General features: G+C 71.2%; 15 protein-coding genes. 10 read left to right on the top strand and 5 right to left on the bottom strand.

Going from position 1 to position 14,168, the window contains the following annotated elements; translation table 11 throughout:
- The first annotated feature begins 119 nt into the window (after positions 1-119).
- Complete coding sequence (locus ACFVX6_RS26495) at positions 120-596, top strand: hypothetical protein (protein ID WP_389695474.1); 477 nt, start codon at positions 120-122, stop codon at positions 594-596.
- Here the strand turns inward: ACFVX6_RS26495 and ACFVX6_RS26490 are convergent.
- From ACFVX6_RS26490 to katG, 3 genes are all read right to left on the bottom strand, one after another.
- Positions 584-2,542: a potassium channel family protein gene (locus ACFVX6_RS26490; RefSeq protein WP_389695558.1), complete on the bottom strand. Its 1,959-nt coding sequence runs from the start codon at positions 2,540-2,542 to the stop codon at positions 584-586. The genes ACFVX6_RS26495 and ACFVX6_RS26490 overlap by 13 nt on opposite strands.
- Positions 2,543-2,680: 138 nt before the next feature.
- Entirely contained in the window at positions 2,681-3,031 is a 351-nt protein-coding gene (locus tag ACFVX6_RS26485) for a hypothetical protein (protein ID WP_389695472.1), read from the bottom strand.
- A 203-nt stretch (positions 3,032-3,234) separates the two neighbouring features.
- Complete coding sequence (katG, locus tag ACFVX6_RS26480) at positions 3,235-5,466, bottom strand: catalase/peroxidase HPI (protein ID WP_389695470.1); 2,232 nt, start codon at positions 5,464-5,466, stop codon at positions 3,235-3,237.
- 347 nt (positions 5,467-5,813) lie between these two features.
- Here katG and ACFVX6_RS26475 point away from each other — a divergent pair, with 347 nt between their 5' ends.
- Entirely contained in the window at positions 5,814-6,224 is a 411-nt protein-coding gene (locus tag ACFVX6_RS26475; protein WP_389695468.1) for a Fur family transcriptional regulator, read from the top strand.
- Between the two features lie 72 nt (positions 6,225-6,296).
- On the opposite strand, the gene ACFVX6_RS26470 is transcribed toward ACFVX6_RS26475, so the two are convergent.
- A complete protein-coding gene (locus ACFVX6_RS26470; RefSeq protein ID WP_389695466.1) occupies positions 6,297-6,752 on the bottom strand; it encodes a MarR family winged helix-turn-helix transcriptional regulator in 456 nt (151 codons plus the stop codon).
- Between the two features lie 94 nt (positions 6,753-6,846).
- On the opposite strand from ACFVX6_RS26470, the gene ACFVX6_RS26465 reads away from it, so the two are divergent.
- Positions 6,847-7,179, top strand: coding sequence for a rhodanese-like domain-containing protein (locus ACFVX6_RS26465; RefSeq protein ID WP_389695464.1), 333 nt, complete (start codon positions 6,847-6,849; stop codon positions 7,177-7,179).
- 35 nt (positions 7,180-7,214) lie between these two features.
- Entirely contained in the window at positions 7,215-7,793 is a 579-nt protein-coding gene (locus ACFVX6_RS26460; RefSeq protein WP_274550934.1) for a YceI family protein, read from the top strand.
- Positions 7,794-7,889: 96 nt separating this feature from the next.
- On the opposite strand, the gene ACFVX6_RS26455 is transcribed toward ACFVX6_RS26460, so the two are convergent.
- Positions 7,890-8,498 carry a TetR/AcrR family transcriptional regulator gene (locus ACFVX6_RS26455; protein WP_389695462.1) on the bottom strand — a complete coding sequence of 203 codons (609 nt, stop codon included), beginning with the start codon at positions 8,496-8,498 and terminating at the stop codon, positions 7,890-7,892.
- Positions 8,499-8,821: 323 nt separating this feature from the next.
- Here ACFVX6_RS26455 and ACFVX6_RS26450 point away from each other — a divergent pair, with 323 nt between their 5' ends.
- The 6 genes from ACFVX6_RS26450 to ACFVX6_RS26425 all read left to right on the top strand — a co-directional run.
- Complete coding sequence (locus tag ACFVX6_RS26450) at positions 8,822-10,006, top strand: aminotransferase class I/II-fold pyridoxal phosphate-dependent enzyme (protein ID WP_389695460.1); 1,185 nt, start codon at positions 8,822-8,824, stop codon at positions 10,004-10,006.
- Positions 9,996-10,508, top strand: a complete 513-nt coding sequence (locus ACFVX6_RS26445; protein ID WP_389695458.1) for a DUF6190 family protein — start codon at positions 9,996-9,998, stop codon at positions 10,506-10,508. Before ACFVX6_RS26450 ends, ACFVX6_RS26445 begins: the two co-directional genes overlap by 11 nt.
- Positions 10,509-10,518: 10 nt before the next feature.
- Positions 10,519-11,298 carry a dihydrodipicolinate synthase family protein gene (locus ACFVX6_RS26440; RefSeq protein WP_389695456.1) on the top strand — a complete coding sequence of 260 codons (780 nt, stop codon included), beginning with the start codon at positions 10,519-10,521 and terminating at the stop codon, positions 11,296-11,298.
- A complete protein-coding gene (locus ACFVX6_RS26435; protein WP_389695454.1) occupies positions 11,292-12,131 on the top strand; it encodes an iron-containing redox enzyme family protein in 840 nt (279 codons plus the stop codon). The genes ACFVX6_RS26440 and ACFVX6_RS26435 overlap by 7 nt, the downstream gene beginning before the upstream one ends.
- Positions 12,128-13,441: a methyltransferase domain-containing protein gene (locus ACFVX6_RS26430; protein ID WP_389695452.1), complete on the top strand. Its 1,314-nt coding sequence runs from the start codon at positions 12,128-12,130 to the stop codon at positions 13,439-13,441. The genes ACFVX6_RS26435 and ACFVX6_RS26430 overlap by 4 nt, the downstream gene beginning before the upstream one ends.
- Positions 13,438-14,168: DsbA family protein (locus ACFVX6_RS26425; protein WP_389695450.1), on the top strand; the 731-nt coding region annotated here is incomplete at its 3' end. The genes ACFVX6_RS26430 and ACFVX6_RS26425, both read left to right, overlap by 4 nt.

Raw genomic sequence — 14,168 nt, 5'->3', positions numbered from 1 at the left:
CGCGGAGTCCTGGGCCGGTGCAGTGCCGGTCGCCCAGGTCGGCCCGCTCCGCCGTTATTGTGTGGCCATGGAGATCCGCACCACCCCACGGACGAAGCCCGCCGGCATCCACGGCGACCGTGCCTGAGGCCGCGGCCCCGGCCCCGGCCGTGGACGCACCCCGTCGCGGCGCCTGGCTCCGCACCGGCATCAGCCGGGACGGCGGCCCGCTGCGGGAAACCGAGCACGTCGTGTGGCTCCAGACCGGCAGCCTGTACGCGGACAACCGCGGGTTCGCGGGAACCACCTCGTACGACGGCCGGCAGATCACCTTCCACCACCACGTCGGCACCCCCGGCCACGACGTCGGGGTCCTGCGCCCCGACGGCGAGCGCCTGATCGAGACGGGCACCAACCTCGACGGCAGCACCTTCCTGGAGGTGTGGTCCCCGTTGCCCCACGCCCAGGGTCCCACCGGCTGCTGGCTCGCCGCGGGCACCCAGACCGTGCGGGTGGGCAGCCACGTGGTGCACGTCGACGCCGCCGGGCACGGCACGCACCACGTCCTGCCGCCCGCCGACTCCGCGCCGCCGACGCCGCCGGATCAGCCGGGCTGACCCGCTCCGGTGTCCGCGGTCCCGGCCGTACGGGCCTGCCCGCGGCCGAGCAGTTCCGCCAGGCCGCGCCGGGTGGCGGCCATGACCACGCGGTCCTCGGGCCGCAGGACGTAGCCGGGGCGCAGGTCCCACACCAGGGCGGGCCGCCTGGCCGTGTCGTAGCCCGGTTCCGTGGCGAGGCCGGGACGGCGGTTCGCCGGGGCGGCGGTGTCCAGGGCGACGACCCGCCAGGCGCCGGGCCGGAACGATTCCGCGACGGTGCGGCCCTCCAGCTGGGGATGGCCGGCCACCTCCAGCACCGCGAACACCAGCACCCTGCGCTCCACCGGGATCGCGCCGAGCACCTGGCGGCCCATCATGGCTCCGGCGAACGCGGGCGCGGCCAGGTGGGAGACGCTGCGGCTCCGGGTGAGGGCCGCCGGGTGGGCCTCGCGCAGGGTGCGGTAGACGGCGGTGGCGAACTCGTTGTCGTACAGCCGCATCACCACCCGTACGTCGGGTTTCACGGAGCGGGCGTAGAGCGCGGCCTCCAGATTGGTGGTGTCCGAACTGGTCACCGCGAGCAGGGCGGCTGCACGGTGGATCCGGGCGGCCTCCAGGACCCCCTCGTCGGTGACGTCGCCGACCACGACGGGCACGTGCAGGCGGCGTGCGAGGGCGATCCCGCGGGCCCCGGGGTCGGACTCCACGCACACCACGGGGATCCCCAGCTCCCGCAGCCGGGCGAGCACCCGGGCGCCGACCTTGCCGAGGCCGAGCAGCACGACGTGCCCGGAGAGCCCGCGCGGCGGCCTGCGCAGGGCCGTGGCGGTACGGAAGGCGCCCAGTGCTTCGAGCGCGGCCGCGACCAGGACGGGCAGCAGGAGCAGCCCGACGAAGCCGGCCAGGATCTGCAGGAGTTGCTGCTCGGTGGGCTGGTCGAGCGCGGGGTCGTTGATCGCGAAGACGTCGAGCAGGGTCAGGTAGACGGCGTGCAGCGGGGTGTCGCCCGTGACCAGGGAGGAGGCCACGGCCAGGGCGCCGACGGCGGCCGTGATCCCGGCCAGCGACCAGCGGAGCCTGCGGGAGAACAGCGAACCCACCGGGAGGGAGACCTGGTTGAGCCGCCGCCCTTCCGGTGCGGCCGTCGCGTGGGAGACCGCTTCCAGTGCGACGATCCCGCGCCCGGTCGCGGCCGCCACGGACCGGGCGTCCGGGAGGAGTTGCGGGCCCCGGTCGCCGCCGAGCTCGGATCCGTCGGCGCCGGCCGGGTCCACGGCGGTGGCGGAGAGCAGGGCCAGGGTGCACAGGCCCGGGTCGGCCACCTCGCCGGGGCCGGGAGGTGTGCGTTCCACTGCGCGCAGGAGCAGACCGTCGGCCTGGATCACCTTGCTGGTGCCGGCGACGGCGGAGGCGACGAGTGCGGGGGCGGCCGTATCGGCGTCGGAGAGCACGGTCGTGGCGGAGTCGAGCCCCTGCCGGTCGATCCCGGGTTCCGCGATGAGCGCCGCCTGGTCGAGCAACTCCTCGAGGTGCTGGCCCAGTTTGCGGTTGTAGAGGCGGATGACGAGCCGCAGCCTGGGGTTCAGCCGCCGGGCCATCAGGGCGGCCCGTACGTTCGTTTCGTCGTCCTCGTAGACGAGCGCCAGCGCCGCCGCCCCGGCCACCCCGGCGGCGGAGAGGGCCTCTTCGTCGGGGGCGGGAGCCTCCAGCACCCGCAGTTCCGGTACGGGCACCTCCCCCGCGCCGGCCCGGTCCGCGGCGGCCGTGCGGAGCCGTGCGGCCGGGAACCGCCCCAGCAACGCGCGCCCGGCCCCGACCCGGGCGCGGGTCCGGCCCTGTCCGCCGCCCGCCCCGGGGCGCACCTCTCGGGCGGCCGGTACGACCAGTGTCACCCGCTCCTCGTACACGTCGCGGAGCTCCGCGGCCAGCCGGTGGGCGAGCCCGTCGTCCCCGCACACGACCATCAGGTCGGCGGATTCGGTCTGTTGAGGATGCGTGGAAGGAGAGGACACCGCCCCAGCATGCCGTGTCGGCCGGTTCGGCCGGGCGGCGGCCGCACCGCGAGGGTGGGCGCGAGGAGCGGGTGGCGCGACGAGCGGGCGTCAGTGGATGACGGTGAAGCTGCGCCAGGGCAGGGCTTCGGGGGCCGTGACGTTCGAGAGGGTCGTGGCCACGTAGGTGCCGTCGCCCCGGTCGAGCTTGCGGCAGTCCTCCGTCTGGTACAGGACGACGTCCACGACGGTGTTGTTCTCCACGTGGGTCGCCCCCTTCGGCAGGGCGATCTTGTGGCAGCCCTTGACGGAGGTGTTGCTGTAGCTCACCTCGACCGGCGAGTCGTGGCCGCGGAACTCGAGCATTCCGACGGTGCTCCGGCCCAGGCCCGAGCAGGCGGTGGCCGTCAGCAGCAGCGCTGCCGTTCCCGCGATGATGCTGATACGCCTGCTGTGGGACATGGCGCGGTCCTCGTCTGTGCGGTGGTGGCGGTCCTACGCACAGACTGCCCCGGCACGGCGCGCGCGGCCCCCGCTGCTCCGCCGTCCGGGTGAACGCGGCCCCGCGGCCGCCGGCGGTGTGCCGGTGCCGCGGGCGGAGCCCACGGGCGCCGCCGGGCTCCGGGCCGGCCGCCGGTCACGACGGGCCGACCCGGACGCCGGGATCAGACGAGGTCGAACCGGTCCAGGTTCATCACCTTGTCCCAGGCGGCGACGAAGTCCTTGACGAACTTCTCCTTCGCGTCGTCGCTCGCGTAGACCTCCGCGAGCGCGCGCAGCTCGGAATTCGACCCGAAGACCAGGTCGACCCGGCTGCCGGTCCACTTGACCTTGCCCGTGGCGTCGTCGCGGGCCTCGAAGGTGTTCGCGTCCTCGGCGGTCGGCTTCCAGGTCGTCCCCAGGTCGAGCAGGTTGACGAAGAAGTCGTTGGTGAGCGACCCGGGGGTCGTCGTGAGGACGCCGAGCGGCGACTGCTGGTGGTTCGCCCCGAGCACCCGCAGGCCGCCGACGAGGACGGTCGTCTCGGGGGCGCTGAGGTTCAGCAGGTTCGCCTTGTCGAGCAGCAGGTACTCGGCCGGCAGGCGGTTGCCCTTCCCGAGGTAGTTGCGGAACCCGTCGGCGGCCGGTTCCAGCGCGGCGAAGGACTCCACGTCGGTCTGTTCCTGCGAGGCGTCCACGCGTCCCGGCGCGAAGGGCACCCGGATCTCCACGCCGGCGTCCTTGGCGGCCTGCTCGACGCCCGCGCCGCCCGCGAGGACGATCAGGTCGGCCAGCGAGACCTGCTTGCCGCCGGTCTGCGCCGAGTTGAAGGACTCCCGGATGCCGTCCAGCGTGCGCAGTACGCCTCCCAGCTCGTCGGGGTTGTTCACCTCCCAGCCGCTCTGCGGCTGGAGGCGGATGCGCGCGCCGTTGGCGCCGCCGCGCTTGTCGCTGCCGCGGAAGGAGGAGGCCGCCGCCCAGGCGGTGGAGACGAGCTGGGACACCGTGAGGTCCGAGGCGAGGACCTTGGCCTTGAGCGCGGCGACGTCCGCGTCGTCGACGAGCGAGTGGGTCACGGCGGGGAGCGGGTCCTGCCACAGCAGGACCTCGGAGGGGACCTCGGGGCCGAGGTAGCGGACGATCGGGCCCATGTCGCGGTGGGTGAGCTTGTACCAGGCGCGGGCGAAGGCGTCGGCGAACGCGGCCGGGTTCTCGTGGAAGCGCCGCGAGATCTGCTCGTAGGCCGGGTCGATGCGCAGCGAGAGGTCGGTCGTGAGCATCGTCGGGGCGTGGGTCTTCGACGGGTCGTGCGCGTCGGGTACGGTGCCCGCCCCGGCGCCGCCCTTCGGCCGCCACTGGTGGGCGCCGGCGGGGCTCTTGAACAGCTCCCACTCGTAACCGAAGAGGATGTCGAAGAAGGTGTTGTCCCAGCTGATCGGGGTGTTCGTCCAGATCCCCTCGAGACCGCTGGTGATGGCGTCGCCGCCCTTGCCGGTACCGAAGGAGTTGGCCCAGCCCAGGCCCTGTGCCTCGATCGGGGCGGCCTCGGGGTCGTCGCCGACGCTCTCCGCCGGGCCCGCGCCGTGGGTCTTGCCGAAGGTGTGGCCGCCCGCGATCAGGGCGACGGTCTCTTCGTCGTTCATCGCCATCCGGCGGAACGTTTCGCGGATGTCGCGCGCCGCGGCGAGCGGGTCCGGAGTGCCGTTCGGGCCTTCCGGGTTGACGTAGATGAGACCCATCTGGACCGCGCCGAGGGGGTTCTCCAGCTCACGGTCGCCGGTGTAGCGCTCGTCGTCGAGCCAGGTGGTCTCGGGACCCCAGTAGACGTCCTCGTCCGGCTCCCAGACGTCGGCCCGGCCGCCGCCGAAGCCGAAGGTCTCGAAGCCCATCGTCTCCAGGGCGACATTGCCGGTGAGGATCATGAGGTCGGCCCAGGAGAGGCTCTGGCCGTACTTCTTCTTGACCGGCCACAGCAGGCGGCGGGCCTTGTCGAGGTTGCCGTTGTCGGGCCAGCTGTTGAGGGGGGCGAAGCGCTGCTGGCCGGCTCCGGCGCCGCCGCGGCCGTCGCTGATCCGGTAGGTGCCGGCGCTGTGCCACGCCATGCGGATCATGAAGGGGCCGTAGTGGCCGAAGTCTGCGGGCCACCAGTCCTTCGAGGTGGTCAGCACCTCGGCGATGTCCTGCTTGACCGCCGGGAGGTCGAGCGTGCCGAACGCCGCGGCGTAGTCGAACTCCTCGCCGAGGGGGTTGGCCACGGCGGGGTTCTTGGCGAGGATCTTCAGGTTGAGCCGTTCCGGCCACCACTGGCGGTTTCCACCGCCCTGGGTCGGGTGCGCTGCCCGCTCGTGCGCGACCGGGCAGCCACCGCCGCCCTCCGCCTTCGCGTCGGTGACGATTGCATCATGGTTCTCAGACATGGGAATCCTTCCGGACCGGACCGGGGGTCACGGTGATCAGGAACTGCATGCAATGGAACATTTTTGGGGCACGGGGACCCGGCAGCGGGCCCCGGTTTCACGGTCGTCCTGACGCCGGGGCGGTCACCGTCGCGGACGGTCTCACGTCCGGTCTCGCGCTGCTCCGGACCGTTCCTGTCCCTTGGCTATCAACACGACCGATCCTACGATGGACTCAATCCAAGTCAAGAACGACACCAAGCCCGCATCGAGTCGGATCCCGGACCGTAGACGGTAAGTTGCCGGGCATCCCGCCAAACCTGCACCGCCGAACATGCCCCCACCGAATGTGAAAGTGGTGAGCCGATATGAGTGACCTGCTGGAGCGGCTGCGCGAGCGCGGCTGGCGCATGACCTCCCAGCGGCGTGTGGTCGCGGAGGTTCTCGACGGTGACCACGTGCACCTCACGGCCGACGAGGTGCACGCCCGCGCGGTGGAGCGGTTGCCCGAGATCTCCCGGGCGACCGTCTACAACGCCCTGGGCGAGCTGGTCTCCCTCGGCGAGGTCATGGAGGTCACCACCGACGGCCGGGCCAAGCGGTACGACCCCAACGCGCACCACCCGCACCAGCACCTGGTGTGCTCCGGCTGCGGCCTGATCCGCGACGTCCACCCCACCGGCGACCCGCTGGCCGGCCTCCCGACCGAGGAGCGGTTCGGTTTCGCGGTGTCCGGGGTCGAGGTCACCTACCGGGGGCTCTGCGCCTCCTGCGCATGACGGACGGGCCGACCCGGCCGGACGCCGCGACGCGGCCGGGGTCAGCCCGGCCGGAGGCCGACCCGGCCGGGGTCAGCCCAGCTGGACGTCGGAGTCGGGCTGGGCGACCTTGAACAGCGCGCGGGCGATCACCGCGGCGTCCTCGTCGGTGAGGTGCGCGGAGAAGTGCTTCTGGATGCTGCGCATGTAGACCGGGGCGGTCGCCCGATGGGCCTCGGCCCCCTCCGGGGTGATGACGGCCCAGGAGGCCCGCTTGTCGTGGGGGTCGGGCAGTTTGTCCACGAGGCCGGCGCGCACCATCTCGTCGATCAGGCGGCTGACCCGGGTACGGCTGAGGACCACCCGGTTGGCCACTTCCTGCATGCGTAGCCCGTGCTTCCCGGCCGCCTTGAGTTCGAGCAGTACGTCGTACCACGTCAAAGGGATCCGGCCGTCGCGCTGCACATCGTTCTCGATGGCGCGCACGGCGGTGTTGTGCGCGAGGAGCATCGCCCGCCACGCCTCGAGTCGATCATCCTGTCCGGTCACACCGTGATCCTACTCCCATTGCGTGCGCCCGCACATACTTGTTAAGGTGCGTGCGTACGCACTTATTGATCCTTGATTTTCGGAGGCTGGCTACATGGCGGTTCAGAACCTCTCCCGCGACGAGGTCAAGCAGAAGCTCGACAGTGGCAAGGCCGCGGTCGTCGAGGCCCTGCCCGAGCAGTACTACAAGGAGGCGCACCTGCCGGGGGCGCTTCTCCTCCCCGTCGACGACGTCGACGCGCTGGCCCCCGGCCTGCTGCCCGACAAGGACGCCGAGGTCATCGTCTACTGCACCGGCACGACCTGCTCCAACTCGGGGATCGCGGCCGAGCGTCTCGCGGAGCTCGGCTACTCGAAGGTCTTCACCTACAAGGACGGCAAGGAGGACTGGATCGGGGGCGGCCTCCCGACCGAGTCCGGCGTCTGAGCGCAGCGTCCACACACGAGCAGGAGGCACGGACGATGACCAGTAGCGCGACATCCCCGACCCGCACCGTCGACGGGGTCGAACTCCCCGCCGTGGGTGACTGGAAGGTCGACCCGGGGCACGCCGAGGTCGGCTTCCTCGGCCGGCACTTCATGCTCACGAAGGTGCGCGGCCGGTTCACCGGCGTCGACGCGACCGTCTACATCGGCGAGCGGCCCGAGGACAGCAAGGTCACCGCGGTGATCGACATGGCCAGCGTCAACAGCGGGGACACCGCCCGGGACGACCACCTGCGGTCCGCCGAGTTCTTCGACGTGGCCGAGCACCCCCGGGCGACGTTCACCTCGACGTCGGTGAGCTGGAACGGCACGAGCGGCACGCTCGCCGGCGATCTCACGATCAAGGGCTTCACCCGGCGCGTCGAGCTCGACGTCGACTACCTGGGCCACGCCAAGGACCCGTGGGGCAACGACCGTACGGTCTTCTCGGCGCGCGGCAAGATCAACCGCGAGGACTGGGGCCTGACCTGGAACATGGCCCTGGAAACCGGCGGGTTCCTGGTCTCCAAGGAGATCGAGCTCTCGCTGGAGATCGAGGCGGTCAGGGAGGTCTGACGCCCTGCGCGTCGCCCTGTCGGTCCCGGTACGGCCCCCGCCGTGCCGGGACCACCCCTGCCCGTGTCCGGACCACCTCCGCAAACGGCGTGCCGGTCAGGCCTCCAGGACCCGCCGCACCATCTCACCGAGGGCTCCCCGGATCCGACCGGGGGTGAATTCGCTGCTGCGCAGGGCCTGTTGGAGGTCCGCGTCGACCATGGCGAGGAGCAGGTGCGAGGTGCCCTGGGCATCCAGCTCCGGCCGCGCCTCGGCCAGCAGGTCGGCCAGGTGGCGCTGCCACAGGCAGTAGGAGCCGATCTGGTACCGGACCCCGGGCGCGGTGGTCTCCGAGAGCCTGACCAGCTCCAGGTTCGTGTCGAGCAGATCGAGATAGGTGTCGAAGAAGGCGGCGATTCGCATGCCCGCATCACCACCGGGCCCCAGGGGCGGCGGCCCGTGGAGCATCTTGTCCTGCAGCTCGCTCTCCTGTGCGTCGAGCAGGGCCACGGCCAGCCCGGACTTGCTGCCGAACCGGCGGTACAGCGTGCCCTTGCCGACGCCCGCGCGCGCCGCGATGGCGTCGAGCGAGACGTTGTCGACGCCTTGTTCCCTGAACAGTTCCGCCGCGACCACGAGGATGCGGCTGCGGTTGCGCGCCGCATCCGCCCGCTCGCGAGCCGGCCGCTGGATGAGTTCGGCCACTTCAGGTGACCCCGCGCTCATGCTGTGCCTTCGTTCGTGACCTCGTAGGTGTGGGTGGTCGTGAGTGTACTCAGCACGGACGCAAGCCGTGCCGGAGCGGGTCGCAATGGCATCTAACCCCTCCCCCGATCTTCGCCGTTCGTTTGCTTGCTCCCGAGAACGCGATGTGCCAGGGTCATCCTAACCGGACCGCAGTCCGCTTACGGGGGATCACCATGACACACGTCGAGGGCGACCGCACCTCCTCGGCACCGGCTTCATCGGGGTCATCGGGTTCCGCGACCGTGACGCACCCGCACTGCGCGCACTCCCCCGTGGCACGCCCGTTCCCGATCGGAGGAAGCATGACCACGCACACCAGCCCGACCAGCCCGGACAACCAGCTCCTTGACCTGACCCAGCACGAGATCCAGGCGCTGCGCACCAGGTTCAACCTCGCCGACGCCCACACCCACCAGCAGCAGTCGGAAAGCCAGCGCGAGATCGTCGCCCGGCTGCCCGAGCTCTGGTACGAGGCGGAGCGCGGGCTGCAGGCGACGGCCGAGGAGCGCTTCATCGAGGCCTTCTTCACCCTGCACCGCCAGGACACCGCCCTGGCCAAGAAGAAGACCCTGCTCTCCTACGCCGCCTCGATCTCGACGATGGTCGCCGGCATGTACCTCAAGCAGCAGCGCAAGTCGGTCACGCTGGTCGAACCCTGTTTCGACAACCTCTACGACGTCCTGAACAACATGGGCGTACCGATGTACCCGATCGAGGAGTCGGCGCTCCACGATCCGGACCGGATCTACTCCGAGCTCAAGCGCCTGGTCCGCACCGACGCCCTGTTCCTCGTCGACCCGAACAACCCCACCGGCTTCACGCTGCTCCAGCACGGCCGCAAGGGCTTCGAAGAGGTGGTCCGCTTCTGCAAGGACCACAACAAGCTGCTGGTCATCGACTTCTGCTTCGCCTCGTTCACGCTCTACGACGAGAAGCTCGCCCGCTTCGACATCTACGAGCTCCTCGAAAGCTCCGGCATCTCGTACCTGGCCATCGAGGACACGGGCAAGACCTGGCCCGTCCAGGACGCCAAGGCGGCCATGATCACGGCCAGCGACGACATCCGCGAGGACGTCTACAACCTGCACACCAGCGTGCTGCTCAACGTCTCGCCCTTCGTGCTCAACATGCTGACCCAGTACGTCCAGGACTCCACCCGCGACCAGCTCGCCTCCGTCCGCGAGGTCCTCACGCAGAACCGCGAGGCGATACGCAAGGCGATCGACGGCACGATCCTGGAGTACCAGGAGCCCGTCGCCGGAGTGAGCGTCGCCTGGGCGCGCATCAACCACCCGGAGCTGACGGCGACCGAACTGCAGCGCGTCCTGGCCGAGGCCGAGGTGTACGTCCTGCCCGGCCGGTTCTTCTACTGGAGCCAGCCCGACCGCGGCGAGGCCTTCGTCCGCTTCGCCCTCGCGCGCGACCCGCAGGTGTTCTCCGACGCCATGGCCCGGATGCGCGAGGTGCTCGACCGCCATGCCGTCTGACACGCACGTCCGTGACGAGTACGCCGACGCCGCGCTCTTCCTCGGCATGAACAGCGAGGACGAGGACGTACGCCGCGCCTGCAAGGCCTTCTTCGTGGACCGGCTCGACGGCAGCATCGTCATGAGCCTGGAGCAGGTGGGCCGCTGTGACGACATCATCTGGGGCTTCTCCCGCGAACTCCAGGACGCCTACTACCCGTTCATGGACAACCTGCACACCGTCATGGACATCCGGCGGCTCGGCTACGAGGAGGCCGACGTCCTGGGCGCCACCGACACGGAGCTGCCCAGCTCCCTTCCGGTGCACGAGCGACTGCTCCTCGGCATGGTCCAGGGCCGCAAGGGGCTGCTGCACACGGCCAGCCCGCGCCTCGCGGCCACGACCGGGTTCGCGCTGCGCGCCGTGGCCGGCGCCGACGGGCCGGAAGCCGTCTTCCCCGAGCCGCTGGAAAGCCTCTACCAGCAGTCCCTCGCCCTGCGCGTGCCGGCCGAAGCCCTGTGACGGAGGACCGATGATCACCGGAATGACCACCGCGCTCGTCACCCCGGTCGACGCGGCGGGAGAGATCGACGAGAAGAGCATGGCCCGCCTGATCGCGAGCGTACGGCCGTACGCGGACGCCCTGTTGCCGGCGCTGAGCACCGGCGAGGGGGGCTCCCTGTCGGACCGGCAGTGGCGGGACACGCTGACCGCCGCCGTCCGGTACGCCGACGGCTTACCGGTCCTCGCCGGCATCCTGCGGCCCACCACGGCCGCGGCCCTCGCCCTCGCCCGCAGCGCGGGCGGACTCGGCGCCGCCGCGGTCGTGGTCACCACCCCGTACGGGGCGGAGGTGACCCAGGAGGAGATGTACCGCCACTTCGAGGCCGTGGCCGGAGCCGGACTGCCCGTGATCGTTTACCACGAGTCCGCCGTCTCCGGGAACAGCCTCGAACTCGGCACCCTGCTGCGCATCTGCGCGCTGCCGGGAGTGGTCGGGGTCAAGGATTCCGCCGGGGAGCCCGAGTTCACCCGGGCGCTGATCGCCGCCGGACCAGGCGTACCCGTGGTCCAGGGGCTCGAACACCTCCTGCTGGAGTCCGGACCCGTCGACGGCTGGGTCGTCGCACTGGGCAACGTCGAACCGGAGCTCTGCCGGGCCCTGTTGACCGACCGCGGCGCGGAGCGGGCGGCGCAACTGCACACCGCGTACGCACGGTACGGCCTGGACCGGGACGACTGGTACCGCTCGCTGAAGACCGAACTGCTGCGGCGCGCCGTGATCGAGACCGACCGGGAGGTCCCGTGCTGAACGTGACACCGAAGCCCGACGACAGCCCGCACAAGCGGCTGTTCATCCACAACCGCACCCTCCAGAACTCCACGGTCCTCGCCCGGATCGAGGACCTGGAGGCGACCTGGATCGAGCCCCTCGTCGAGGACCTCGCCGACCGCACGCCGCCGATCGCCAACCGCGCGGAGTGGAAGGAACGCCTCGACGGACTGCTGGCACTCGAACGCGAGGGCAGCCCGGCCGGAAGCTATCTCGCCGAGAAGGCCACCAGGGAGCAGTTCGCCCACGTCGTCAGGGAGTTCGCCCTCGACGGATTGACCGAGGCGCAGAACTTCTTCCCGGCGGTACCCCGGCTCCCGATCCGCGCGCAGATGGCCGTGATGCGGGTGCTCATCGACGAGTTCGGCTGCGGCAACCTCCAGCAGACCCACTCCAAGCTCTACCTCGACCTGCTCGCCGAACTGGGGCTCCCCCAGGATCTGGAGAGCTTCCTCGACACCACCGGCGACGAGACGTACGCCTTCCTCAACGTCTTCTACTGGCTCACCCAACGCGCCGCGCACGTCGAGTACTTCCTCGGCGCACTCGCCTACCTGGAGGCGAGCATCCCCGACGCCTTCACCGTGCAGGCCCGCGCCTGCGCCCGGCTCGGGATCGCGCAGGGCCGGTACTACACCGAGCACCTGCACATCGACACCTTCCACATGCGGGAGATGCAGACCGCGATCAAGGAGTACGAGGCGGCGCGCGGACTCGACGCCACGAAGCTCTGGGTCGGGGCGCAGCTGCTGTCCGGGCTGATCGGGGGCGCCTTCGACGCCGCCGTCGAGCGTGCGCGGGAGGCGGCATGAGCGACGCCGTACTGGAAGAGCTGCCGGGCGACCGGGTGCGGGTCCGCGTCGCGGGCCGGGAGTTCGTGATCGACGCCGCCTGTACGCACCGGCTCGGCCGGCTCGTGCACGGGCAGGTCAATCCGCGCACCCTGCGCATCACCTGCCCGCTGCACGGCACCGGCTTCGACCTCACCACCGGCTGCCCGGTGGCCGGCGCGGCGGCGGAGCCGCTGACGGTGCACCATGCGGGCGTCCTCGGGCAGCTGTACGCGCCGCAGGACGTCTGGCTGCCGGCCTCCGAGCGGCTCCTCGACTGGGACGACGGCTTCCACGACCTCATGCTGGGCGACCGGCTGCGCATGGCCGCGTACAGGGCGGCCGTCACCGAGGCGGTGCGGCCCGGCGCCACGGTCCTCGACCTGGGCACCGGTACCGGCATCCTGGCCCAGTGGGCGCTGGAGGCGGGAGCGGCCCGGGTCTACGGCATCGACCTCAACGAGAAGATCCTTCAGACCGCGACGCGGCGGCTCACCGAGGCCGGGTTCGGAGACCGTTTCCATCCGCTGCGCGGGTTCTCCTTCGACATCGAGCTGCCCGAGCGGGTGGACCTGATCATCTCCGAGATCATGGGCAACCTCGCCGACAACGAGAACTGCGTCGCGATCCTCGACGACGCCCGCAGCCGTTTCCTGCGGCCGGGCGGCGCGATGCTCCCGGTGGCCGTGGAGAGCTATCTCGTACCGGTCACCGCGGAGGCGGCACACGGCGCGGTGCGCGACGGATCACCGCAGGACGCCGGGAGCCCGGCCGAGTTCGCCGAGCTGCTGAAGGGGCGCGGGGCGCGGGACGCCTTCGACCTCTACTACGACGCGATCATCCCGGTCGGCGGCCAGCTCTCGGCGCCGCGGCTCCTGCGCCGGTACGCCTTCGAGGGGACGCACGGCGCGCACGAGACCTCGTACGAGGTGCCGCTCGTGTACACCGTCCAGCGGGCGGGGCTGTTCACCGGCTTCAAGGGCTACTTCGTGGCCACCCTCTCGGACACCGTGGCCCTGGACATCTCCGGCGACGAAGTCGCGGCGGACGATCCGCAGGCCCGTACGACCTCGGACAGCTGGAAGCACGCCTACCTGCCGGTCCGGGACGCCGTGCCGGTGCGGCCCGGCGACCGGATCGCGCTCACCTTCTCCCGGCGGCACCCGGCGGACACCGGATCCGGATCCTTCGGACAGGTCTACGGCTGGGAGGGCTCGGTCGTCTCCGGGGACGTCACCGTGGCCCGCTTCTCGCACAGCACCCGGCCCGACCAGGAAGGCTGGACCCCGTGACCACGACGACCACAACGACTGCGACGACTGCGATCGGCTCGACGAGCAGCGGGCTCGCGGACCCGCGGCTGCCGGCGACGCCCGACACGATCAGCGTCTACACCGATCTGAACTGCTCCTTCGCCCACGTGGCCGTGCACCGACTGCACGAGACCCGGCGCACGTTGGGTCTGGAGGGCCGGCTCTGGTTCGACTTCCGGGCCTTCCCCCTGGAGCTGTTCAACCGGGAGGTCAACGCCCGGCCCGGCGTCGACTCCGAGATCTCGGTGCTCGGCGCGCTCGAACCGGAGGCCGGCTGGCGGCTGTGGCAAGGGCCCGACTGGACCTACCCGGTCACCACCCTGCCCGCGCTCGAAGCGGTGCACGCGGCCAAGTCCCAGTCCCTGGAGGCCAGTGAGCGGCTCGACCGCGCGCTGCGCCGTGCCTTCTGGGCGGAGGGCCGCTGCATCTCGATGCGCCACGTCATCCTGGACGTGGCCGCCGCGACGGGCGCCGTCGCGGTGGACGAGCTCGCGAACGCCCTGGACACGGGCTCGGCGCGGGCCGCCATGACGGCCCAGTACGAGTCGGCGCGCGAGGGACGGGTCAACTGCAGCCCCCACGTGTTCCTCCACGACGGCACCGACATGGCCAACCCCGGCATCGAGGCCCACTGGGTGAACGGCGACTTCGGAGAGGGCTTCCCCGTGATCGACCGGGACCGCCCCGAGGTCTACGAGGAACTCCT

The sequence above is a fragment of the Streptomyces sp. NPDC058289 genome, assembly GCF_042880975.1.
Lineage (GTDB): Bacteria > Actinomycetota > Actinomycetes > Streptomycetales > Streptomycetaceae > Streptomyces > Streptomyces stoeckheimensis.
Note: the sequence above shows the minus strand (reverse complement) of the source record. Positions and strands in the feature narration are given on the sequence as shown.

What these genes read in the sequence shown, in the direction of transcription:
- ACFVX6_RS26490 (WP_389695558.1), bottom strand. Translation starts at nt 2,542, where the DNA reads ATGGTCGTGTGCGGGGACGACGGGCTCGCCCACCGGCTGGCCGCGGAG.
- ACFVX6_RS26485 (WP_389695472.1), bottom strand. Translation starts at nt 3,031, where the DNA reads ATGTCCCACAGCAGGCGTATCAGCATCATCGCGGGAACGGCAGCGCTG.
- katG (WP_389695470.1), bottom strand. Translation starts at nt 5,466, where the DNA reads ATGTCTGAGAACCATGATGCAATCGTCACCGACGCGAAGGCGGAGGGC.
- ACFVX6_RS26475 (WP_389695468.1), top strand. Translation starts at nt 5,814, where the DNA reads ATGAGTGACCTGCTGGAGCGGCTGCGCGAGCGCGGCTGGCGCATGACC.
- ACFVX6_RS26465 (WP_389695464.1), top strand. Translation starts at nt 6,847, where the DNA reads ATGGCGGTTCAGAACCTCTCCCGCGACGAGGTCAAGCAGAAGCTCGAC.
- ACFVX6_RS26460 (WP_274550934.1), top strand. Translation starts at nt 7,215, where the DNA reads ATGACCAGTAGCGCGACATCCCCGACCCGCACCGTCGACGGGGTCGAA.
- ACFVX6_RS26455 (WP_389695462.1), bottom strand. Translation starts at nt 8,498, where the DNA reads ATGAGCGCGGGGTCACCTGAAGTGGCCGAACTCATCCAGCGGCCGGCT.
- ACFVX6_RS26450 (WP_389695460.1), top strand. Translation starts at nt 8,822, where the DNA reads ATGACCACGCACACCAGCCCGACCAGCCCGGACAACCAGCTCCTTGAC.
- ACFVX6_RS26445 (WP_389695458.1), top strand. Translation starts at nt 9,996, where the DNA reads ATGCCGTCTGACACGCACGTCCGTGACGAGTACGCCGACGCCGCGCTC.
- ACFVX6_RS26440 (WP_389695456.1), top strand. Translation starts at nt 10,519, where the DNA reads ATGATCACCGGAATGACCACCGCGCTCGTCACCCCGGTCGACGCGGCG.
- ACFVX6_RS26430 (WP_389695452.1), top strand. Translation starts at nt 12,128, where the DNA reads ATGAGCGACGCCGTACTGGAAGAGCTGCCGGGCGACCGGGTGCGGGTC.